This is a genomic window from Collimonas sp. GW821-FHT02H07, assembly GCF_059421505.1.
This window is the reverse complement of the sequence record NZ_JBWKVC010000005.1, coordinates 298476-320645: the sequence shown is the minus strand read 5'-3', so window position 1 is coordinate 320645 and position 22170 is coordinate 298476. Positions and strand designations below refer to the sequence as shown.

Below are 22170 nucleotides of genomic sequence, written 5' to 3'. Positions count from 1 at the left end.
GATAGCGAGATCAATATGGTGACGGATGATGCGGCCAAGGCTGCGGAATTGCGGAAGCGGGTTTGGGGGTTGCATGCTGAAGGATTTGGAGAATGCAATGGCGGGGATGGGAGTGTCACTGCGATTGCTAATGCGTTTAAAGATTGGAAAGAGTTAATGGAGATTAATAGTGGATCTGTATATAAGAGTGATCCTCTCGCCGGTTTTCTAGTCCCTTTCCGTGATATGCGCGCAATCACTTTCCGACACGGTTAAGGACAAACAATGCATCGCTTACGCTGCCTGATTATCTGCCTATTATTCGCCACTTTTACTTTAAATGCCTGCTCTATGAAACCGACCTTATCGCGCAATATAGCTTTAAAAGCCTTCGATCCCCACCGCAAAGATTTTATTTGTCAGTACGAAATCAACAACGTTCCGCCGATAGATGCGCAAGCGGACGCCTGGTTTCAGGAAGGTCTGCGCCTGACCAGCCGCGATTTGCCGCCGAACCAACGCAACTATCCGAAGGCGGTAGAACTGTGGCAAAAGGCGGCAGATAAAAACCACTGGAAAGCCATGATGAACCTGGCGGGAGTGCTAATTAATGGCGATGGTTTTGCACCTTACGAAGTCGCGGCTGAACCGGAACGGGCGGTGCAAATGGTAGAGCGCGGCATGCAGCTCGGTATTCCTGCCGCCTTTGATTTGATGGGCAGTTTCCATCAAAACGGCGCCGGGGTGACGGGCGACGTCAGTCGTGCTTATGGTTTTTGGGAATTGGCGGCGGATAAGGGCAGTCCCAGCGCGCAGACATTTTTAGGAAAGGCATTAAGCGCGACTTACGATAATCCGCAAGAAGGGTTCTGGGGAAACCGCAGGATAGGGCTAAAAATGCTGGAATGCGCTTTTGCGCAGGGTTATGGCAAAGCGGCATACGAACTTGGGATGACAATTAGAGGTACTCGACCAGCGTTAAATGAGGATAATAATCGCGCTCTTAAAGTGTTGCATGAAGGTGTCAAAATGGGATGCGAGGATTGTGCAAACTCTCTTTCTTCCAACTTTCGGAACATGTCGCCTTTAACCAATAATTTTATTGATACCGCCCGTTATGAGCGCTACAGCGCCCTAGGTGACGCCCTCTACCACAACCCCGATCTGCGTTTCCCCAACCTCGACAACATCCTGCCGCTGCCTCCCGCCAAACTCCCACAGTGGAACGGCAAAATAGAATCGCTGCTCGACGCCGCCAAGCCGGTCGTCCCAGCGCCACCGCCTCCGGTCACTACCCCCGGCGCCAACCTGTCCGGCCGCGCCCATATTCCGGCAGGCTGGGTGCTGCCGAAAAAACCCTGGCCGCAGGCCGATGAAGCACGTGACGTCAGTTATCTTCGACCGCAGTATGAAAACACCGCCGCCGGTTTTACCGGCTATTGGCTGCCGCAATTGCTGGAACCGATTGCCTTGCACCACCGGGAATGGAATCGACATCAGGTACCGCAACACTACGCAAAGGGCGAAGCGTTCGACGGAACGCGTTCCGGGTTGATCGCAAACGACGGCCGCATCATGTGGCACTACATGGGCGTTCCGGAAAAAGTACAGCCGCCCGCATTGCCGGCGCAAGTGCGCCGCGGCATCTGGCGCATGGCGGACACCAATCCTGCCGCATTGACATGCATGGGCGACGAACCCTGCCCGCGTAGCGGCATCTGGCAACCATCGCTGCCGGTGGAACATCCGCAGAGGCTGCTGGTGAATTGGCGCTGGCGCGAAGCCGTTGTCATGCAAGGACAAGATTTCCCCGATCCGAAAAACGATTGGCTGGTGGATGTGGAAAGCCATGAGTTGACGTGGCATCTGGTGGAAGCTGCATGAGGACAGGGCTTCGGTTTTGTGCCGATTGCTGCAAACGCAGCTTGACTGAAAACCGATGCCAATCGCTGCAATACAACTATCTTTTTTTTACGTCATCAGAATAATGCATCGCTTACGCTACCTGATCGCCAGTTCTTTGCTGGCCATGCTTTCCTTCAATGCCTGTTCCATGAAACCGGCGTTGCCGCGTAATATGGCTTTGAAAGCCTTCGATCCCCACCGCAAAGATTTTATTTGTCAGTACGAAATCAACAACGTGCCGCCGATAGATGCGCAAGCGGACACCTGGTTTCAGGAAGGCCTGCGCCTGACCAGCCGCGATTTGCCGCCGAACCAACGCAACTATCCGAAGGCGGTAGAGCTGTGGCAGAAGGCGGCCGATAAAAACCACTGGAAGGCCATGATGAACCTGGCGGGAGTGTTAATTAATGGCGATGGTTTTGCACTTTACGAAGTCGCGGCTGATCCGGAACGGGCGGTGCAAATGGTAGAGCGCGGCATGCAGCTCGGTATTCCTGCCGCCTTTGATCTGATGGGCAGTTTCCATCAAAACGGCGCGGGTGTGACCGGTGACGTCAGTCGTGCCTATGGCTTTTGGGAGTTGGCGGCGGATAAGGGCAGTCCCAGCGCGCAGACATTTTTAGGTGTAGCCCTTAAAGCCGCCTACGATAACCCGCAAGAAGGGTTCTGGGGAAACCGCAAGATAGGGCTAAAAATGCTGGAATGTGCTTTTGCGCAGGGCTATGGTAAAGCGGCATACGAACTTGGCGTTACATTAGATAATACCGATAAGGATTACCCACGAGCACTCAAAATCTTTCATGAAGGCGTCAAAATGGGATGCGAGGATTGTGCAAATTATCTTTCCTCCAGTTTTGATGATATAGAACCTCTTACTCACAATTTCATCGACACAGCCCGTTCTGACCGTTACCGTGCATTAGGTGCGGCCCTCTACCACAACCCCGATCTACGCTTCCCCAACCTCGACAAAATCCTGCCGCTGCCTCCCGCCAAACTCCCACAATGGGACGGCAAAATAGAGTCGCTGCTCGACGCCGCCAAGCCGGTCGTCCCGGCGCCACCACCTCCGGTCACTACTCCCGGCGCCAATCTATCCGGCCGTGCCCATATTCCGGCAGGCTGGGTGTTGCCGAAAAACCCCCGCCCGCACAGCGGCATCTGGCAACCATCGCTGCCGGCGGAACATCCGCAGAGACTGCTGGTGAATTGGTGCTGGCGCGAAGCCGTTGTCATGCAAGGACAAGATTTCCCCGATCCGAAAAAGGATTGGCTGGTGGATGTGGAAAGCCATGAGTTGACGTGGCATCTGGTGGAAGCTGCATGAGGACAGAGGTCTGGGGTTTCTCTATTTACTATCTCGGCAATAACAGGAACAGGTAAAAAATGGATCGTCCAATTTGTTGTGAAGGTGACGCCACCAGCCACGGTGGCCTGGTTACCAAGGTGAGCGGCAGCATGTCGATTGACGGCCGCCGCAATGCACGTCTCGGTGATTCGGTTAGTTGTCCTGAGCACGGCGACAATCAGATTGTCGAAGGTTGCAGCACGCTCGATGACGGCGTTGCGGTCGTGCTGCATGCATGCCGAACCGCATGCGGCAGCACGGTCATCGCCACTGGAAAGACCGTTGTCAATTCGTGATGTTATTTATTTACATTTCAATATTCCCTTATGCCCCAACATCCCTCTCATACTTCCATGCAAATCGACGATCTCGACAATAGCACCATGAAGATGCCGGTTGCCACCTCACGTTCGGCAGAATCGGAAGAAAATCCTTCCGACGATCCTGATCTGCTGGATCTGCAAATCAAAAGTCGGGTAATAGCCGCGAGCGAGCCAACCGAAGAAATTCACCGTCGCTTTGCAAAAATCCAGGCTGCCCGCAATCCTTTGCTAGAAGCAGCCAAACCGCTATTGCTGGCGTTGGCGCAACTGCCAAGGCAAGTATTCCCTCATCAGGATCAAGTGACGGTTTTTCGGCGAGCATTGGAGCAAGAAGTCATCACCTTTACGAATCTATGCAACCGGGCAAACATCAAGCGGGAGCATACGATAGCGGCCAGCTATGCCTTGTGCAGCGCGCTGGACGAATTTGCCAATCATACAAATTGGGGCGGCGGCAAAGGTACCGAGGCAGGAGTCTGGTCAACCCAGATGCTGGCTTCGCACTTCCATAACGATACGCAGGGCGGTAAAAAGGTATTTCTGCTGATCGGCCGTTTGATGAGCAATCCAGCAGAACATATCCATTTGCTGGAGGTCATGTTCCGTATTCTGGCCTTGGGCGTCGAAGGACAATACAGCACGCAAGCCAACGGCCGGCGCGATGTCGATACGATCCGGGCCCATATCTATGCGGAGCTGTCAAAGGCGCGCGGGCCGGTACCGCTGGCCTTGTCGCCGCACTGGAAAGGCGAAGCGGCAGGTAAGCTAGGCTTGTTGCGCAGTGTCCCTGTCTGGGTGACAGCCTCGGTGCTGACATTGGCCGCGTTTGGTCTCTTCTCCTGGTACAAATATCAATTGCTCACCCAAAGCAACGCGCTGGAGGAGCAAATCAATGCCATCGGCAAGATGGCGCCGCCACCGGCGCCGATTGCCCCTCCTTTACGTTTGGCGGAACTGCTCAAGGACGAAATCGCCAGCGGCCAGGTGAAGGTCGACGAGGACGCCAAGCACAGTGCGGTGATCTTCAAGGGCGACGACATGTTCGTCCCTGGGCAGGCCAAGGTCTCTCCTAAAATCCTGCCGCTGCTGGATAAGGTGGCGGACCAGATAGCCAAGGTTTCCGGGCCGGTGCGGGTGATAGGCCACACCGACAATGTCCCCATCAAGACTGCCAAGTTCCCGAACAATCAGATGCTCTCTGAAGAGCGCGCTGCCAGCGTGGCAGACGCCTTACAGGTGCGAGGTGTTTCTGTTTCTCGCCTGGATATCAGCGGCAAGGGGGACACGGAGCCCGTTGTCGGCAATGCGACGCGTGCACAACGTGCGCAGAACCGTCGTGTCGAAATTATCGTCAGGCAATCCGATGGCAGCGCTGCAAAAACGACTATTGCGACGCCATTCCCTGTTCCCGTAGCTGCTGCCCGCTGAGCTGACAAACTATTATGAAAAAAATTACCGAATTCATCTTTTCACGTCAGATGCTGGCGTTTCTGCTCATCGCGCTGCTCGCTGCGGCAATTTGGTTTTTGGGGCCGTTATTTGCTTTCGGCGGCATGCATCCACTGGCTACCGTGGGCATGCGCGTCACCCTCCTGATTTTGACCTTGGCACTGATACCGACGCTCTTTCTCAAAATACCTTTGCACATCATCGGCGTGGCTTGCCTGTGCCTGCTGATCTGGCACGCCGGTCCCTTGCTGGCCATCGGTGCAATGCAGCCGTTGGTCACCGTCTTTGAACGGATAGCAGCCATTGCTGCCATCTTGCTGATCTACGCGGTCTACGGCCTCTACCATTTATACCAAATGATGCGCACGAATGAAAACTTGCGCGATACCCTGTTTCGCTTAAAGACGGACGATCAGAGCCAGGCGAGCAAGGATGCCCGGGAGGCCTTAAAGTCCGTCAGCAGTAAAATCGGACGCGCCATGCTGCAGTTGAAAGTCATGCGTACGAGCGGTGGAAGCTGGCGTCGTCTGGTGGAAGGTAAGCGCTATCTGTACGAACTGCCGTGGTACATGATTATTGGCAACCCTGGCGCCGGCAAGACCACTGCGGTGCTCAATTCCGGCTTGAAATTTCCGTCGACGGAGCACTCAAGCGCGGCGCAGGCCAGCAAAGCAGGCACGACGAATTGCGACTGGTGGTTGACCAATGAGGCGGTATTCATTGATACGGCCGGGCGCTATGTATCGCAAGATGTCGACCAACAGCCCGATGCGGCTGAATGGCATGGCTTTTTGACCGTATTGCGCAAGCACCGCAGCCGTGCGCCGATTAATGGCGCGATTCTGACCATCGATGCTCAGCAATTGTTGGACCCGATGGCGGAAAATCGAGAAAAGCTGGCAGTCGACCTGCGCGCGCGCCTGGCAGAACTGCGTAGCGAGTTGGGAATACGTTTCCCCGTCTATGTGACGATTACCAAGATGGATTTGCTGGAAGGCTTTAATGAGTATTTCCAGTCCTTGACTGCGGAAGGCCGCGCGCAGCCGTGGGGCTTCACGCTGCCGTATCTAGATCCCTCCAAGCCGGCTCCGCAACGGAAGAACGAGGCGGGCGACAGCCCCTTGCTGTTGCAGGTGCGCGCGGAACTGAGCGCCCTGGCAGAACGTCTGGACCACGGCCTGGATGCACGCGCACAAGAAGAATTCGATACCGGACGCCGGCGCTTGCTCTGCGCCTTGCCGCAAGCTTTTGATGGACTGGCGGAGAAACTGGCGCAGATGATAGAAGCCATCTTTCTCGATTCCCGTTTCGACGCGACGGAATTGCACCATAACTTGCGTGGCGTCTATTTTACAAGCGCCGCGCAATCGGAAGATATCATCCCCGGCAATCGCCTGACATTCATGGAACGCGTCTTGGTCGCCTTGGGCTTGCGCCAAGCTCGGGATGCGAACCCGTCGGACAACAGCAATGCCGGCCGCACCGAGCTCGTCGGCACTACGCTGAGCGGAAATCGCAGCTACTTCCTGAGCGATTTGTTTACCCGCCTGATTGTCCCGGAAGCGCATCTGGTCCGTCCCAATTTGCGCTGGGAGTTCCGCTTCAGGGTGTTGCGCATGACTGGTCATGCAGTGTCCATTGTTCTTTTTCTGGCGTTGGCCAGTGCGTTGTCGCTATCGTTTGCCAATAACGAGCAATACCTGAAGTCGGTGACGGAAAAGAAGGACATGCTCAAAACGCTGGTCACCAATCTGTTCGCCAAGTCGGGCGAAGAGCGATTGAAGCATGTGCCCGATGCATTGACGACTGCACAAGATATGCCTTTGCATCGCGGTCTTGATGTTAGCGACCCTGCGATGAGCTATCGATATGGCTTATATACCGGCAGCACGATTCTGGCCGCAGCGAATACCACCTACAACCGCCTGGAAGATACCTTGCTGCTGCCGCAGATCGTGCACCGCATGGAAGTGGTATTGCGTGCCGCGATTGACGCCAAGGATGCCAAGACCGCTTACAACACCTTGCGCGTCTACTTGCTCATTCATGACAAGAGCCGCTATAACGCCGCCGATGTAAAAACATGGGTACTGCAGGACTGGGAGGCATCGGATAGCGCATCGGTATTTGGCGGACGGGCGTCGATGATTGGTCATATCAACCACTTGTTCTCTGAAGAACAGGTAGTCCAATCCTCGTTCGTCAAAAATGAAGCGCTGGTGCAGGATGCCCGGAATTTCTTGAATGCCGACACGTCCACCCAGCGCTTGTATGAACGGGCCAAACAAGCCATGTCCTCAGAATCGCCAGAGGACTTCACGCTGACGCGTGCAGTGGGTCCTCAAGCTGGCACGGTGTTTACCCGTTTTTCGGGTAAGCCGTTGGATAAGGGAATTCCGGGGCTGTTCACTTATGACGGCTACTTCAAGCTGTTCGACAAGCGTTTGCCGGAGTTCGTCAAGCTGGCCAAGCAGGACGATGCCTGGGTCATGGGAAATGCCGCAGCCGCGCAAAAAAAAACACTGGACGACGTTGTCAATGCATTGGGTGACGATGAGCTGACTGAAGACATTCGCCGCCAGTATCTGACTGAATATGCGAATCAGTGGAATGACTTTTTAGCGGATATCCGCACCGTCACAGGTAGCAACCTGACGTTCGATTTAACCGTGCTACGCGCCTTTGCGTCGCCCGATTCGCCGCTTTCGCGCCTGGCCCGTGCCGCGGCGCGCGAGATCTCGCTCTCCAAGCCGCTGATAGCCAAATCGAATGACGATAAAGGTTTTTTCGACAAGGCCACCGATAAGCTGGACCAACAAGCCAGCAAAGTATCGAAAAGCCTCAATGTTCGCCCGCAGGAACGGATGGAGCGCGAGTTGGTTGATAGTCGTTTTGCTGCACTGCGTGAAGTGGTGACCGGTCAAGCCGATGACGCGGCAACACCCGCGGCCGGCGGCGGCAAACCAGGCCTGGAAAATATTGCAAGCTTGCTCAATGAGTACTATACGGTGCTGGTTGTTGCCGACACCGCCTTGGGTGCGAATAGCCTGCCGCCCGGTGCCGTCGACGCAGGGATGAAATTGAAACTGGAAGCGGGTAAATTACCTGCGCCGTTCAACGCAGTCCTGACGGCGCTGGCCGACGGCGGCACCGAAAAGGTGGCCCAAGGTGCTTCGGCGCTTCTCAGCACCCAGGCTCAAACGCAGCTGGACCGGCTTGTCAGTGCGCTGAAATATCAGGTGAGCGATTCTTGCAAACAAAGCATCGAAGGCCGTTATCCATTTGCGGATAGCACGCAGGAAGTCAGCATCGAAGATTTCACCCGTATTTTTGCCGCCGGTGGCGCTGCAGACGATTTCTTTCAGAAGCAGCTGTCGCCGTTTGTCGATACCAGTAGTCGTCCCTGGAGATACAAGAATCCGGAAACCGCCAGTCAAATGGCATCTTCCGATGCCTTGGCCAGCTCCGCGGCATCGGGTGTACCGGCAACCGGCGTGGGTGCAGCCTCCGGTCCGACCCTGATGGGCGAGCTATTGAAACTGCTGGCCAAGCAAGGACCTAATCCCGACGCGTTTGCGCGCATGAACACCATCCGGGATGTTTTCTTCAGGGAGCCTGGCAACAAGAAAATGGCCTGGAAGATGGACATCAAGGCCACCGATGTTGACCCCACCATCACCGAGCTGATTATCGATATCGATGGCCAGACGCAACGTTATTCTCACGGTCCGGTGCAAACCTTGGCCGTGGCCTGGCCCGGCGCCCGCGGCGGCGCCAATGCTGAATTGACTGCCACGCCACGCATCAGCGCTTCCACCTCGTCCATCGTCGCCAACGGGCCATGGGCGCTGATGCGTCTGATCGAACGCGCCAAGCTGGTCAATACTGCCACGGCAGGACGCGTTATCGCCAATTTCAACTTGGATGGCCGCAAGGCGGTTCTGGATATCAATACCGGCAGCAGTCTGGCCAGCCCATTGACGACGGATTTATTAAAATCCTTTCAGTGCCCGGGAGCGCGGTAATGGCAACGTGGCTACCGGAATTTCTGCGTGAATCAACGATTAGCAACCCGACGTTATGGGGGAAGATGCCGAGTCGCGGAGATTTTATCCGGCATAACGTCAAACATGCACAGAGCGAGGCATTACAGGCTTGGATAGGCCAGCATCTGCAAGCCGCGCGACCGGTTATCGAAACACCGGCGCCGCAATTGAAAACGGTGGCTGCCAAACGCAAGCGCGCTGAAGACGTGAAATGGAGTCATCTGACGCCCACCGATTTGGTCGACCCGCGCGCAATCATGCCGAAACCGCCGATGCCAATCATCCAGGTATCTCCGCAAAACAAAATAGTCCCCCCCAAAGCTGGCCACGCTGGTTTGCCGTGGTGTTTTGTACTGCCGCCAGGCAGTTTCCCTTTTGCGGCCAAAGAGCATGTAGTCGGTGTCTGGATGGCGTCGTCGGACAAGATTGGGCGCGTTTATCCACTGGTCATGACGCAAACGGCATCGCCGCGCTGGATTAAACAATACTTCAAAGACTATGCACTGCAGCCCCGTGATTGGTTATTCGCCGCTGCACGCGCGATGGCGCATGCAGTGTACGCGGAAGAAACGGAACTGGACCGCCCCGGCCATCAGCAGAATCCGCAAAAGCAGCCAGATCATCTGGCTGCGCTGGTGTCGCAACTGGAACAACTGTGGGCGCTATATCAGCCAGGTTGGCGTGGTTTGTTCGGCGGCTTTAAAAAAGTACCGGAACAGGAAAATATCCGACGCTTCACCCCACCTCCGCACAAGGAAGACCCGATACACCGTTTGCACGGAGTACGCTACTTACCTTGGGCAGACTGGCCACAGCGCCTGACCGGTGGCGAGATACAACACGCAGCATTCTGGCAGCAGGATTTGCAGGGGCGCTTTGTAGGAGCGGCGCAGCGCATACAGGACGTGGTTTAACTTGGCAGACAATTGATGATTTCTTTGAAACACGATTTACATCTGCGCGTTTTGCATCGACACGGTACGACGCTGCAAGCCACGCTCATTCTTACCGAGGATACGGCGCTGGGCGAGAAACATTTCGCCGATTATGTACCGGAAACGGAGCGTAGATGGTTGAATGACATGCGATGCGCCGTATGCTGGCGCGCTTTCGGGGCCGCGGCAGGTGGATGGTGGTTAGTCTGTAATGGCCAGCGCTGGGCCTGTTCAGTCAACGATGTACCGCTTCTCTATCAGCAAAGTCTGCCTTTGCATGCAGGAGACCGGATTGAGTTAGGGATGCTGCATCTGGAAGTCGGCGAAACCAATACGTCGACAGTTAGTCAGCATGAGGGGCCATACTCGGCTGGTCTGGAGACTGCCAGCGTCGCAACATTCGCGGAAAAAATGCCGCACACCCCTACCGGGACAGACGATGTCGCAGGGTCACTGACCAGTTTGATAGGTGGCAAACACGTTCCGCCAGAGCCAGTGGCCGGCGCGAGTCTGTTTGATATCGTTCCCGAAACGCTCGGGACGGATTTTGGTAGGCAAAAACCGCCGCATTCTTCGGTTCCAGTCCTTAGCGACCAAGACATTATCAATGGCAAGCACCTTGATGCTGCTTATATTGCGCAGACTAAAGCCAACGTAATCGCAATGGAAGCGCCGGTTGCCCCTGCTCTTTCTTCTCCATCGGATGCCTATATTAAGCAGGAGAACCAAGGCAGAGAAGATGAGATTATTGACCAAGATACCCGCAGTAATATCGTTGAAGAGCTTGGCAAAGATTATATTCAGGCGGTGCAAGACCCTGCGTCTTTGCACGCGCAGCTCAATATGCAAGCGATGCCAGAGGTCACTGACTCCCTTCTGAGTACACCGACCGAGCTGGCGGCCCATATTCCACAGCATATTTCGATAGTAGATTTAGTGTCGGGGGAATTAGGGATAGAGAATTTGTTTCAACAATTCGGTACGCAAGTGTGGCAGTTGCCTTCTTCGGCACCGGACAACGACGTACTCAATCTGTTCGCGCAAGGCATCGCGATACCTAAACAACGCTCCAATTTACCTTCTCTGACCCGCCGCGAGCATCACGCTCTTAGTCCCGATAGTTCCTATTGGGCGGCTACCGACTCCAGGCAGGATGCAGAGCAACAGGACTTACCAGAATCTAAGGACTCCGATCCAACATGACTACGCACGCCTCAAAAGACAATGCACCGGACCAAGGCAGCGCACTCAATAGCTGGCTCCAGCAAGATTCGTTGGTGAGTGTTTTAGTGCGCCTGGAAAACGACATCCGTTCGGCGCCGACTGATCTTGGATTGCGCTGGGGGCTGTTTCAAACACTATGCTTGCTGTGCCAGTGGGAGCGCGCGCTCAAGCAATTGCAGGTTTGCGCCAAGCTGGACGCCGAACTGGTGCCGACCGCACAAGTGATGCGCGACCTGATTCGTAGCGAAATGCTGCGGGCTGCCGTTTTCGCGGGGAAAAAGCAGCCAGGTCACATGGTGGGCACCCCGCCAAGCTGGTTGTTGCGTTTGCTGGATGCCTTGTCCGCGGCGGGGAACGGCGACGTCAACGCTGCCGATGTAGCGCGTGAGGATGCATTGTCGGCAGCGCCGGAAGTCGCGGGCGAGAGCAATATCGGTGCATTTACCTGGATAACGGAGAGCGATTCCCGCCTCGGCCCGGTATGCGAAATGGTGGTCGCTGGCATGTATCGCTGGTGCCCGTTCAGTGAAATCACCACCCTCAACATTCAGCCACCGCACAGCCTGCTCGACCTCATCTGGACTCGCGCCGAGGTCAGTCTGCGCGACGGTTCCGCATTGAAAGCTTACTTGCCTATACGTTATCCGGGCTCCGAAGTGGCTGACGACGCCATCCGCCTTGCGCGCGAAACGCGTTGGCGGGAAGAAGGGAAAACCGGTGTTTTTGGCCTGGGTCAGAAAACCTGGATGACCGATGTCGGCGACATGGGACTGCTCGACTTGCGAGTTATCACTTTTGCACAAAATACTTAGCCAGAGAACACGGATACATCATGGAAAAAGCAGCCTGGCGTCATCCCGTCTCGGATAACAAATCCATCGGCAAGCAAAATGCGCCGCGACAACCGAACGCGCATTTGCTGCCGACACTGTTCGACCGCCTGCGCGATGACGAACCCTTGCGCAGCTCAGAAGCACCAGGGGAATATACGGTAACGCGCACGCAAATGCGCCAAATCATCCAGCGCGACCTGGCCTTCCTGTTGAACACGGTGAACATGGAAGATTTGCTGGACCGCGACCATCACGCGGAAGCCGCAGCCTCCACTATCAATTACGGTGTGCCGCCGCTGGCCGGCAGCTATCTGTCCGAACATAAGTGGGCGAATATCGAGCAGCGCCTGCGTCGCGCGATTTTCGACTTCGAGCCACGCCTGATGCAGGAAACGCTGCAAATCGTACCGCTGATGAAAGAAGGCGCGGCACGGCAATATAACGTGCTGCTGTTCGAAATCCGCGGGGCGATTCGCATGGACCCGTATCCCATGACCTTCATAGTGCAAAGCTCGGTCGATTTAGAGACCAATCGCATGTCCATAAACGAGAAGTAAAAGCCGAACCTGTTCCGGCGACGAAGCACACACATTTTTTAGGCAAAAATAGCATGGACCCACTTCTTCTCGATTACTACAACCGCGAACTCGTCTATATGCGTGAACTGGCGGGCGAATTTGCGGAGCAACATCCGAAGATTGCCAAACGGCTGGGGATGCACGGTATCGAAGTGGCCGACCCATATGTAGAGCGTCTAATCGAGTCGTTCTGTTTTATGTCGGCCCGTATGCAAATCAAGCTGGATGCGGAATTTCCGCGTTTTACGCAGCGTTTGCTGGAAGTGATTTATCCCAATTACATTTGCCCGACGCCGTCGATGGCGGTGGCGCAGTTGCATCCGAATGCGAAGGAAGGCGACCTGCGGCGCGGTTTCAAGGTGCCAAGGCAGACGGCATTTCACGCCAAAATCCCCCAAGGAGAAAAAACAGCCTGCGAATTTCGCAGCAGCGTCGATGTCATGCTGTGGCCGATTGAGATTGTCGCGGCACGGCTGACCGGCGCACCGCCGGATATTCCTTCAATGGATAGGCATTTGCCGGCGCATCTTCAGGTGCAAGGCGCGCTGCGCCTGACTTTGCGCATCGATGGCGAGTTGAATTTTTCCGATTTGCAGGGACTGGACCGTTTGCCCATCTATCTCTGCGGCGAAGAAGGCATGGCCTCGCATTTATTCGAGTTGTTGCACACGGCGGCTGTGGCGACCTTTACCGGCACGCCGGGTGCAATAGGCAATAATCCGCATGTCATAGTCAAAGACGCTCTGGTGCATGAAGGATTGCAGCCTGACCAAAGCCTGTTGCCGCTGGCCTGGAACACCTTTCATGGACATAACCTGCTGCACGAATATTTCTCCTGCCCGAGCCGCTTCTATTTCTTCGCCTTGACGCAATTGGCGCCTGGCTTAGCGCGAATACACGGCAAAGAGGCGGAAATCGTGATTCTTTTGTCCAAGCCGCCTGGGGCGCTGAGCAATCACGTCGATGCGCAGCAGTTCGCCTTGCACTGCACACCGGTCATCAACCTGTTCCCGAAGCGTACCGACCGGGTCGAGCTGAACACGGCTCAGGCGGAATTCCATTTGGTGCCGGACCGCGCGCGGCCGATGGATTTTGAGGTGTTTTCGGTGCAGGAAATCAGCGCCCAGGAGGATAAAAATGCCGAGGCGATGGCTTTTCGCCCCTTGTTCCAGACCTTGAACCAGGACGAAGGTAATTTTGGGCGCTATTTCTCGATGCGCCGCGAAAGCCGTTTGACTTCTTCCACGGCGCGCAAATACGGGACGCGCACTCCATATACCGGCACCGAAGTGTTTCTTTCTCTGGTCGACCAAAACGAAGCGCCGTATGCGGAGAATCTGTCGCATCTGGCGGTCAACGCATTGCTGACCAATCGAGACCTTCCCGGATTAGTTCCGCGCAATGGCCAATCCGATTTACGCGTGGCTGATTCACTGCCGGTCGCCTGCGTCGGCTTGATTCGCCCTCCCAGTACGCCGCAAGCGCCTTTTGCGGAGCGCGAAATGGCCTGGCGCCTGATTCGGCAATTGGGTTTTAATTATCTGCCATTGACCGATATGAGCGGCCGCGAGGGCGGACAGGCGTTGCGCGATATGTTGCGCTTATTTGTCACTGGCGAGGACTCGGCGCAGATGCGGCAAGTGCAGAGCCTGATTGGTTCCGATGTGGAGCCTGTGACTCGCCGCTTGCCGGGCAAGGGCCCGCTGGTGTATGGCCGCGGTGTCGCTTGCAAGCTGACGGTGGACGAAACCGGCTTCTCCGGCACCAGTCCATACCTGTTCGGCTTGATACTGGAACATTGGCTCGCGCGTCATGTATCGATTAATGTGTTTACCCAAACTGAATTGCATTCGATGCAGCGGGGCTTGGTGGCGCGCTGGCCGGTGCGCATGGGCGGCCGAGGAGTGGTTTGATGCTGATACTTGACTCAGACGACCAATTCGTCGCTAAAGATCTGCCCGCGCATGGTGAGGCGACCGACAAGGCAAATATGAAAGTGGCCGATGCGACGACTTGGCGTTATCGCCTGATAGACGCTGCTGCCCATCCGTGGCGATACGGCTTTGTGAGCTTGCTGCGAGCGACGGCTGCGCGTCATCCCCACTTACCGCCAATCGGTCGGGCCACTTTGCCGAGACAAGAGCCGTTTCGGCTTGGCCAGCAACCGTCGATGACCTTCTCCCCGCGGGAAATTGCCGCAATTGACCCACATACACAACATCCACAGATTCGTCTGTTCGGATTAGGCATGCTCGGGCCGAACGGTCCCTTGCCGATTCACTTTACGGAAATCGCCAAAGACCGGCTGGATAATCGGCACGATGCAACCCTGGTCAATTTCCTGGACCAGTTTCACCATCGTTACATGACGCACATGTATCGCGCCTGGTCCCAAGCGCAATCGGCGGCGGGCCTGGACCGTGCCGATGACGAGCAATTCTCACAGTATGTCAGCCGGTTGGCGGGGAATGATCCGGTGAATATCCAATCGTCGCCCCTGCCGCCCCATGCCCGCATGGCCGCCTCTGCGCATTTGGTGCGCGAGGCCAGGAATCCTGATGGCTTGGCGACGACCCTGGCACATTTCTTCGGCGTGCCGGTACAGATTGAAGAGCATGTATTGCACTGGATTAGTGTCTCAGAGGATGAACACACCTTGCTGGGACGGGCCTCGGTGGCGAGCGTGATGAGCGAGGGAGCGCTGCTGGGCGAGGCGGTGCCGGATCGCCAGCATAAATTCCGTATCGTCATCGGTCCATTGTCGTTGGCGCAATATCTGCATCTGACACCGCAAGGGCGCGACCTGCCGCTGTTGGTCGAATGGGTCAGAGCCTTTGTCGGACTGGAGTACCAGTGGGAAGTCGAACTCAAGGTTGCCGCCACGGCGGCCACGCCGGCCCGCATTGGCAGCGAGGAAAAATTGGGATGGGCGACCTGGTTAGGCGACAGCGACACATCGCAGGCCGCCACTACCGGCATGGTCTTTGAACCTGAACACTACATGCGTCAAGAATCACAACGGAACAAGATGCGCCAAGGAAGCTGCCAATGTTGAACAAACTCACGCAAACACTGCAAAACCTGATCGGGACGGCGACGCCAGAATGGCTGGCGCCGCTGTCAGAGAGCGAGCCGTGCGGGCCGAATTTGGAATATGACCCGGAATATATGCTGTTAATGGCAAAGGTAGCGCCAAGGAAGGATGCCCAGTATGGTGATTTTGTGGATACGCCGGAAGGGCCAAACTGGGCTGACATCGAACGCGATTGCCAACGCTTGTTGCTGCGCTCCCGCGATATTACGTTGTTGGTATTGCTGCTGCGGTGTCGCACACGCAGTGCGCAAGCGGTGGGGTTGCAGGAAGGCTTGACCAAGCTAGTGGGGTTTTTGGAACACTATCCCGAGCATATTCATCCGCAGTTGCTGATTGAGGGCGAGCGGGACCTTGCGATGCGCGCCAATGCACTGTCTGCGCTGGCCGACCCTGAAGGACTGCTGTCCGATATCCGAGACATCACGTTGTCCAAAAATTCAGCCATGCGCTTGCAGGTACGTGATGTAGAACGTGCCTTTACCTCCCCACGTCATCCTGACGCGCTGTCGGTGGAGGCGGTACAACGCCAATTGGCAGATTTACGCCATGCCCGCAATCCTGCATTGCAAGACTTGTCGGAGGCATCGGTGCTTGTCGGGCGTTTGCAGCTGTGGTGTCAAAGCGATTTGCAAGATTATGCCCCAGACCTGGCGCCCCTCGTGCGCCTGCTCGGACTGTTCGCATCGAAGTCGGGCATCGCCATGGCAAAGCCGGCGGAATCACCGGCGCCGGACGCCAAGGTGAGTAAGACGATCCAAGAAACCAGCATGGCAGATGTCAAGCCATCCGCCCCCTCTCAAAGCAGCATTCGCGAATACCTGGATGCCATTAGCGGCCAAAGGAAACCATCAATGACCCCGACAGATATGTCCAATCACACCATCAATGGACGGCAGGCGGCTTTGCAAGCCATACAGGAAGCCCGTGAATGGTTCGAACTGGTGGAGCCTAGCAGCCCAGTTGCAATTCTCCTGCGCCAGGCGGAAAAAATGGTTGGGAAGCGATTTTCTGAAGTGGCGCAATCGATTCCACCGGATTTGCTGGCACGCTGGGAACAAGAGTGATTGCTTCTCCGTCCGCACAGACATGAGCTGGCACCCAACAGACTTTATTGTTTGCTTTCAAAAGTAATCACGAACAATAAAGTCTGTCCGAGTATCCTCCTCTTCCTGGAACCAGGACCATTCGTTCCCGCTAGCTCGGCTTGCGATGGAAGATCCAACACTATCAAGATGATGAGTTACCGACCCGGCCAAACGGTCTTGCCGGGCAATCGCCGTTAGCTTCGAGGCGGCGAAACAATCGCCTCCACCGACCGTCCCACCGAGAGAATGTGGTGGTCGGTATGTTGAATACCTGCAATCATGAGTCCGACCGGTGCCTCGCCCGCCTGGTGGCAGGGTATCGAGAGCGCGCAGCCGTCGAACAAGTTGACCACCGATGGATTACGCAGCATGCGTCCGTTAATGCGATAGTAGCTCTCGTCGTCCTTGATCACGTCGGCGATGGCTGGCGCAATGTCGGGGGTTGTCGGCATCAGCATCGCGTCATAGCCAGCCGCGGCTTGATTTATCGAGCGGATGAATTCGCGCCGAAGGGCCAGAAGTTGAACATAGTCTGGCGCGCTGATGGCTTCGCCGGTTTTGATGCGAGCTAGTACTCGCGGATCGTACTTATCTGCGCCGTCTTTAATATATTTGCGGTGCCAGGCATACGCCTCCGACGCCGTGATCATGCCGCGTGGATTGATGTTCGGCGCCTGCGCAAATTCGATCATCGGCAACTCGACAATGGCCGCTCCCGCCGCAGACAGACGGGACAAGGCGAGATCAAATGCGCGCGCGACAGGTTCGGACAAATCGTTCTGAAAGTAAGTCTTCGGCACAGCGAATCGCAGCCCGCGCAACGCCGGCGCATGAGGTGCTCGCACAGCCTCGGCTGCGAGTACGGCATCGAGCAATGCGCAGTCGGCAACACTCCAGGCGATCGGACCTACCGAATCCAAGGTGGTCGATAGCGGCATCACACCTTCGCGCGGCACGCGGCTTTGCGTCGGCTTGAATCCCACCAGGCCGTTGAGCGCGGCGGGAATGCGCAGCGAGCCGCCGGTGTCGGTTCCGATAGCGCCGGCAGCCATGCCGTCAGCCACCGATATGCCGCCGCCCGATGTCGAGCCGCCGGGAATGCGGCCGGTAGCACGATCATAGACATTCTTCGGCGTGCCGTAGTGCGGATTGATACCCAGCCCTGTGTAGGCGAATTCAACAGTATTGGTGCGCCCGATGATGACTGCACCGGCCTTGCGCAATCTCGCCACTACGGTCGAATCAAGCAGCGCGGGGGGCTGGCCGACCAGAACCGTGGAACCTCCCAGGGTAGTTTGTCCAGCCTCGTCGAGCAGATCTTTGATTGAAACAGGTATGCCGGCAATCGGAGAGGCAACCATGCCGCGACGGCGCTGCGCATCGATCTCGGCCGCAACTGCACGAGCTTTTTCGGCGTAGACGGTCATGAAGGCGCGTGAGCCTTCTCCATTGGGATCGCTGATGGCGGCAAGTGCTTCTTCAACTAACTGGCGGCTGCTCAAGGAGCCGGCAGCGAGACGGCGAGACATTTCCGTCATTGAAATGTGCCCCATGGCAGTGCTGGCAGTCGTTCGCGCAAAAGCCCCTGGTGCTATCGTGCCGACTCCCGCAAGGGCTGCGTACTTGCCAGTTTTCTGCAGGAAATTACGTCGCTGGATATCCATTTGTCTCCCCCTTTAAATTTATTGGACGAGGCTTTCGTACCCCTCCGCTATTTATTCATAAGCAAAGGCCATGCCATTTGCACATAAATTGATAAACGCATGAAAATACGATTTTTTATTGTTGCGCAAGCCGATACAAGAAACAAAATGGATGTAAATCCGCACGGAAGGGAAGGAAAATTCCGGGAAACGTGACTAAATATGAATCGGCCCTCATGCAATTTCGCCGCCTGTCAGCGCTGGAGTTTTCGGGCTATACAACCCCCTACGCATGAACGCCCCAAGCAAGGGAAACGCACGATGCTACCCCGCACTGTTCCATCATCCTGGCAAGGACATAGTGCCTGGAAAATCGATCGGCCGGTGTGGTGCGCGCAATCCACAGAATCCTTCGCCCTGCGGATTTTCGACGCACCAGCTAGCATAGTTGTTTTGATCGTAACGTTAGTTTGCGAGTTTGATCAGGTTCACTGCAGGTAATGGGCCGCCCGGAAACTGTTGCAGCTTGCCGCCTACCGCCAGGGTGCCTAAATCAATGCTGGCAAATCCCAATCGGTCTATCAACTGTTCGACCATGGATTTGGCTACGGCATCGTCGCCCGATAAAAATACGATGCGCTTGCCGCCAGCTTGCTTCGGATCGCTGGCCAACACTGCTGCAAGCAAGGTATTGAATGATTTCACGAGCCTGGCTCCGGGCAACATATCGCTTACTACCTCGCTGGAATTACGCCCGCCGAGTTCGGCCAGTTGAAATCCGGGTTGAATCACCGGATTGGTCGCGTCGATAACGATGCGGCCTTCCCAGGATGGCAAATCGGCCAGCGCCGACGGTAGTTGCGCCCAGTTCACGCTCAACACCACGATATCAGCCGCAGCCGCATCACGGACACTGCCTGCGCGGGCATTAGGGCCTAGCAGCGCAACCACATCAGCGAGCGATTCAGGGCCGCGACTGTTGCTGAGTGTGACTTTCAGGCCGGCGCGGACAACCTGCTTTGCCATAGCCTGACCGATAGCGCCGGCGCCGATGATGCCGATATGCTGGATACCTTCTTTGTTAGCTTGTGCGTTGTTCGACATGATGATTCCTTTCATTCGTTGTCGTAGTTGAGGCCGATAAACGTAGCTCGCAAGGACGCACGAGCTCTTGCATTGCGTGGAGGACTATTGCGCGACGGTTCAGGCTGCGCGCGGCGTGATTTTCGATGCCTTGCGGGCGTCAAGACTGAATGCACCCGGGCCGAAAGTCATGAATTGAAGCAGGCCGCCTGCCACTGCAATGTTCTTGAGCAGATTGAACAACTGATTCTGGTCGCCGATTGCGTGATGGAACACCAGGCCGGTGACCACAGAAAATACGGCCAGCACCAAGGCTGTGATGCGTGTCTGGAAACCGAACGCCAGCAACAGGCCGCCGCCGATTTCGACTGCTGCGGCAGCTGCGAATCCCAAGGTCGGGAACGGCAACCCCATGGCGCCGATGTAAGCTATCGTCATGGCGGGAGCGGCAATCTTGCCGGCGCCGCTGATGAGAAAAATTGCCGCCATCATGAGTCGGCCAATGAAGGGAAAAGAGGGTGAGGTGTTAGTTGCGTTTTGCATGTTAGCTCCTGATGAAATAGAAAATTGGTGAAAAAATAAATGATTGGAAATTGCTCTGGTGCCTGCTGCCGTGCTGCCAAGTTGCGGGATAAATCCTTGAAACTACAAACTGCGATTTGCTTCCAATTGCTCTCTGATGCGTTCGATCTCGGTTTCGCCGCGTTCCAGCGCATAACCGTCCGTGTGGACCGAGTAATAACCCAGCACCAGATCGTGGGGATGCTTGACGGCGGAGCCCAAAACGAATTCGGTATCACCCTCTGCAAAAAAATCCAAGGCGGCTGTCGATTCTTCGAATACGGCGAGCTCGTTCTGTAACTCCATGCCTGCCGCATGCAGCTTGCCTGCATAGGGAGCGACCCAGCCGACCGTGTGCCCGGCAGGCGGCTGATAGCGCCAGCGCTGTCCGTTTTTTAGTACGACATGCAGATAATTGATGGATGCGCGGGTTGGGATGACGCTTGTCGCATTCCCGTAGCGACCGAGAATGACGCGGGCCGGGCCATGGGTTTGTACTTGTTCGGGCGCCAGATACTGGCTGTGTGCGACGCCGTTTTCGTCCTCCGGCGGCAATGCAATCCACAGTTGAAAGCCTCGCACGCGCTCGCCTTCGGCAGCGCCGCCGGCGTGCCAGACTCCGCCGCCGGCGTTCATCCATTCGACGCTGCCGGGCGAGAGGGTGCCGCTTTTACCCGTCGTATCCTGGTAATCCATATTGCCGGACACGACGACAGTGACGGTTGCAATGCCGGAATGCGGGTGCATGCCCTCAAGGGGCTTGCCGGTGGAACGAATATCAAAGTCGTCCAAGAAAACGAAAGGCTTGATTTTTTCACCGATGCCTGACGGGCTCGCAAGGCGCGTAAACCATTCCTGACGCTTCCCTTTTGTGCGATAAACGATTTGACGTGCTTGCGGCGTTGCTTGCTCGGGCAGAGCAGCATTGTCGGTAACAATTGCGTACATAATTAGGCTCCTTGATGAGTGAAATATTTCCATAGCGACATGAGTTTTAATTCTCAAAACTGTGCCGCCTTTTGCCGGTAACGCGTTGGTCATGGATGTTCGAGATGTCCTGAACCAATGACTGCATGGTAGGCACTAGACTGATATCGCGGAAGCCTATATATTTCGATGGAATCAATCGTCGGGAGCGATACATGCTAGATGCAATGTCCATGGACCAGCTGCGCACGTTTATTGCCGCAGCAGACGAAGGGAGCTTCTCCGCTGCGGGGCGCAAGCTGCGGCGCGCGCAATCGGTTGTCAGCCAGACGCTGGCGAATCTTGAGCAGCAAATCGGATTCCCTCTGTTTGAAAGAACCGGCCGTTATCCGCAATTGACGGAGGCTGGAAAGGCACTGCTGGCGGATGCCCGTGCCGCAGCTGACAGCATGGATGGATTCAAGGCGAGGGCACGTACGCTGGCGGAAGGTCTTGAACCTGAATTATCCGTAGCTGTGGATGTGATGTATCCCATTGCAGCGCTCACGGAAGCTGTACGCGCCTTTCATGCCGCCTTTCCCATCACGCCGCTGAGGCTGTATGTCGAGGCGCTTGGCGCCGTAGTCCAGCCAGTCCTGGATGGCCGCAGCCGCATCGGCATCATCGGTTCTTTGCCGGAAGTGCCAAGCAATTGCGGATCCGAGTATCTATTGAGTGTTCCCGCAATTGCGGTGGTGTCTCCCTCTCATCCACTCGCAAGCCTGGGCGGCATGATTCCTCGCGCCGCTGCCGCCGGTCATGTGCAGCTGGTATTGACGGACCGCTCCAATCTCACGGAAGGTCGTAATTTTGGCGTCCTATCGCCGCTGGTATGGCGGCTTGCCGACCTGGGCGCCAAGCATGCCTTTTTGCGTGCGGGCCTGGGCTGGGGCATCATGCCGCGACACATGGTCGAAGAAGACATCGCACGCGGCACACTCGTGACGATTGAATTGGAGGCCCATCCTTCGATTGGCTCAGCCTTCTCCATGCATGCCATATACCGCAAGGATATGCCGCCCGGCCCTGCAGGAAGGTGGTTTGTAGGTCAGTTAAAAAGAATCAGTTAGCTACCGGCTCGCCAGACACAAATCCTGGCCGCACCGCACATGGCACGG

17 protein-coding genes and 1 pseudogene are annotated in these 22170 nt (G+C 56.1%); 14 read left to right on the top strand and 4 right to left on the bottom strand.

Features of this window, described 5'->3' with window-relative positions:
• From AC07V8_RS11020 to AC07V8_RS10960, 13 genes and pseudogenes are all read left to right on the top strand, one after another.
• Window positions 1-255, top strand: a pseudogene (locus AC07V8_RS11020) (phospholipase D-like domain-containing protein); the annotation flags it as partial.
• 9 nt (window positions 256-264) lie between these two features.
• Entirely contained in the window at window positions 265-1863 is a 1599-nt protein-coding gene (locus AC07V8_RS11015) for an SEL1-like repeat protein (protein ID WP_494721461.1), read from the top strand.
• A gap of 55 nt (window positions 1864-1918) precedes the next feature.
• Window positions 1919-3211, top strand: a complete 1293-nt coding sequence (locus tag AC07V8_RS11010; protein WP_494677768.1) for an SEL1-like repeat protein — start codon at window positions 1919-1921, stop codon at window positions 3209-3211.
• Window positions 3212-3270: 59 nt separating this feature from the next.
• Window positions 3271-3528, top strand: a complete 258-nt coding sequence (locus AC07V8_RS11005; RefSeq protein WP_494677769.1) for a PAAR domain-containing protein — start codon at window positions 3271-3273, stop codon at window positions 3526-3528.
• Window positions 3529-3585: 57 nt separating this feature from the next.
• Window positions 3586-4983: a type VI secretion system protein TssL, long form gene (tssL, locus tag AC07V8_RS11000; RefSeq protein ID WP_494677770.1), complete on the top strand. Its 1398-nt coding sequence runs from the start codon at window positions 3586-3588 to the stop codon at window positions 4981-4983.
• Window positions 4984-4997: 14 nt separating this feature from the next.
• Window positions 4998-9029: a type VI secretion system membrane subunit TssM gene (gene tssM, locus AC07V8_RS10995; protein ID WP_494677771.1), complete on the top strand. Its 4032-nt coding sequence runs from the start codon at window positions 4998-5000 to the stop codon at window positions 9027-9029.
• Window positions 9029-9964, top strand: a complete 936-nt coding sequence (locus tag AC07V8_RS10990) for a TagF domain-containing protein (protein ID WP_494677772.1) — start codon at window positions 9029-9031, stop codon at window positions 9962-9964. Before tssM ends, AC07V8_RS10990 begins: the two co-directional genes overlap by 1 nt.
• A 15-nt stretch (window positions 9965-9979) precedes the next feature.
• Window positions 9980-11188 carry a TagK domain-containing protein gene (locus AC07V8_RS10985; RefSeq protein ID WP_494677773.1) on the top strand — a complete coding sequence of 403 codons (1209 nt, stop codon included), beginning with the start codon at window positions 9980-9982 and terminating at the stop codon, window positions 11186-11188.
• Window positions 11185-12021 (top strand): type VI secretion system accessory protein TagJ, encoded by an 837-nt coding sequence (locus tag AC07V8_RS10980; protein ID WP_494721460.1) that lies wholly within the window; start codon window positions 11185-11187, stop codon window positions 12019-12021. Before AC07V8_RS10985 ends, AC07V8_RS10980 begins: the two co-directional genes overlap by 4 nt.
• A 20-nt stretch (window positions 12022-12041) precedes the next feature.
• Complete coding sequence (tssE, locus tag AC07V8_RS10975; protein WP_494677775.1) at window positions 12042-12599, top strand: type VI secretion system baseplate subunit TssE; 558 nt, start codon at window positions 12042-12044, stop codon at window positions 12597-12599.
• A 53-nt stretch (window positions 12600-12652) separates the two neighbouring features.
• Entirely contained in the window at window positions 12653-14533 is a 1881-nt protein-coding gene (gene tssF, locus AC07V8_RS10970; RefSeq protein ID WP_494677776.1) for a type VI secretion system baseplate subunit TssF, read from the top strand.
• Complete coding sequence (tssG, locus tag AC07V8_RS10965) at window positions 14533-15675, top strand: type VI secretion system baseplate subunit TssG (RefSeq protein WP_494677777.1); 1143 nt, start codon at window positions 14533-14535, stop codon at window positions 15673-15675. Before tssF ends, tssG begins: the two co-directional genes overlap by 1 nt.
• A complete protein-coding gene (locus AC07V8_RS10960) occupies window positions 15669-16778 on the top strand; it encodes a type VI secretion system protein TssA (protein WP_494677778.1) in 1110 nt (369 codons plus the stop codon). Before tssG ends, AC07V8_RS10960 begins: the two co-directional genes overlap by 7 nt.
• A 215-nt stretch (window positions 16779-16993) precedes the next feature.
• On the opposite strand, the gene AC07V8_RS10955 is transcribed toward AC07V8_RS10960, so the two are convergent.
• The 4 genes from AC07V8_RS10955 to AC07V8_RS10940 form a co-directional block, all read right to left on the bottom strand.
• Window positions 16994-18352 carry an amidase gene (locus tag AC07V8_RS10955; protein ID WP_494678033.1) on the bottom strand — a complete coding sequence of 453 codons (1359 nt, stop codon included), beginning with the start codon at window positions 18350-18352 and terminating at the stop codon, window positions 16994-16996.
• A gap of 555 nt (window positions 18353-18907) precedes the next feature.
• Window positions 18908-19561, bottom strand: coding sequence for an NADPH-dependent F420 reductase (locus tag AC07V8_RS10950; RefSeq protein WP_494677779.1), 654 nt, complete (start codon window positions 19559-19561; stop codon window positions 18908-18910).
• Window positions 19562-19645: 84 nt separating this feature from the next.
• Window positions 19646-20068, bottom strand: coding sequence for a DoxX family protein (locus AC07V8_RS10945; RefSeq protein WP_494677780.1), 423 nt, complete (start codon window positions 20066-20068; stop codon window positions 19646-19648).
• A 102-nt stretch (window positions 20069-20170) separates the two neighbouring features.
• Window positions 20171-21034 carry a pirin family protein gene (locus AC07V8_RS10940; RefSeq protein ID WP_494678034.1) on the bottom strand — a complete coding sequence of 288 codons (864 nt, stop codon included), beginning with the start codon at window positions 21032-21034 and terminating at the stop codon, window positions 20171-20173.
• Window positions 21035-21228: 194 nt separating this feature from the next.
• On the opposite strand from AC07V8_RS10940, the gene AC07V8_RS10935 reads away from it, so the two are divergent.
• A complete protein-coding gene (locus tag AC07V8_RS10935; protein ID WP_494677781.1) occupies window positions 21229-22122 on the top strand; it encodes a LysR family transcriptional regulator in 894 nt (297 codons plus the stop codon).
• Window positions 22123-22170: the final 48 nt, after the last annotated feature.

Excerpts from the sequence above, each read along its gene's own strand:
- AC07V8_RS11005 (WP_494677769.1), top strand. The coding sequence starts at position 3,271 with ATGGATCGTCCAATTTGTTGTGAAGGTGACGCCACCAGCCACGGTGGC.
- AC07V8_RS10935 (WP_494677781.1), top strand. The coding sequence starts at position 21,229 with ATGCTAGATGCAATGTCCATGGACCAGCTGCGCACGTTTATTGCCGCA.
- AC07V8_RS10960 (WP_494677778.1), top strand. The coding sequence starts at position 15,669 with ATGTTGAACAAACTCACGCAAACACTGCAAAACCTGATCGGGACGGCG.
- tssE (WP_494677775.1), top strand. The coding sequence starts at position 12,042 with ATGGAAAAAGCAGCCTGGCGTCATCCCGTCTCGGATAACAAATCCATC.
- tssM (WP_494677771.1), top strand. The coding sequence starts at position 4,998 with ATGAAAAAAATTACCGAATTCATCTTTTCACGTCAGATGCTGGCGTTT.
- tssF (WP_494677776.1), top strand. The coding sequence starts at position 12,653 with ATGGACCCACTTCTTCTCGATTACTACAACCGCGAACTCGTCTATATG.
- AC07V8_RS10990 (WP_494677772.1), top strand. The coding sequence starts at position 9,029 with ATGGCAACGTGGCTACCGGAATTTCTGCGTGAATCAACGATTAGCAAC.
- tssG (WP_494677777.1), top strand. The coding sequence starts at position 14,533 with ATGCTGATACTTGACTCAGACGACCAATTCGTCGCTAAAGATCTGCCC.
- AC07V8_RS10945 (WP_494677780.1), bottom strand. The coding sequence starts at position 20,068 with ATGCAAAACGCAACTAACACCTCACCCTCTTTTCCCTTCATTGGCCGA.
- AC07V8_RS10980 (WP_494721460.1), top strand. The coding sequence starts at position 11,185 with ATGACTACGCACGCCTCAAAAGACAATGCACCGGACCAAGGCAGCGCA.
- AC07V8_RS10985 (WP_494677773.1), top strand. The coding sequence starts at position 9,980 with ATGATTTCTTTGAAACACGATTTACATCTGCGCGTTTTGCATCGACAC.
- AC07V8_RS10950 (WP_494677779.1), bottom strand. The coding sequence starts at position 19,561 with ATGAAAGGAATCATCATGTCGAACAACGCACAAGCTAACAAAGAAGGT.
- AC07V8_RS10940 (WP_494678034.1), bottom strand. The coding sequence starts at position 21,034 with ATGTACGCAATTGTTACCGACAATGCTGCTCTGCCCGAGCAAGCAACG.
- AC07V8_RS11015 (WP_494721461.1), top strand. The coding sequence starts at position 265 with ATGCATCGCTTACGCTGCCTGATTATCTGCCTATTATTCGCCACTTTT.
- AC07V8_RS10955 (WP_494678033.1), bottom strand. The coding sequence starts at position 18,352 with ATGGGGCACATTTCAATGACGGAAATGTCTCGCCGTCTCGCTGCCGGC.
- tssL (WP_494677770.1), top strand. The coding sequence starts at position 3,586 with ATGCAAATCGACGATCTCGACAATAGCACCATGAAGATGCCGGTTGCC.
- AC07V8_RS11010 (WP_494677768.1), top strand. The coding sequence starts at position 1,919 with ATGCCAATCGCTGCAATACAACTATCTTTTTTTTACGTCATCAGAATA.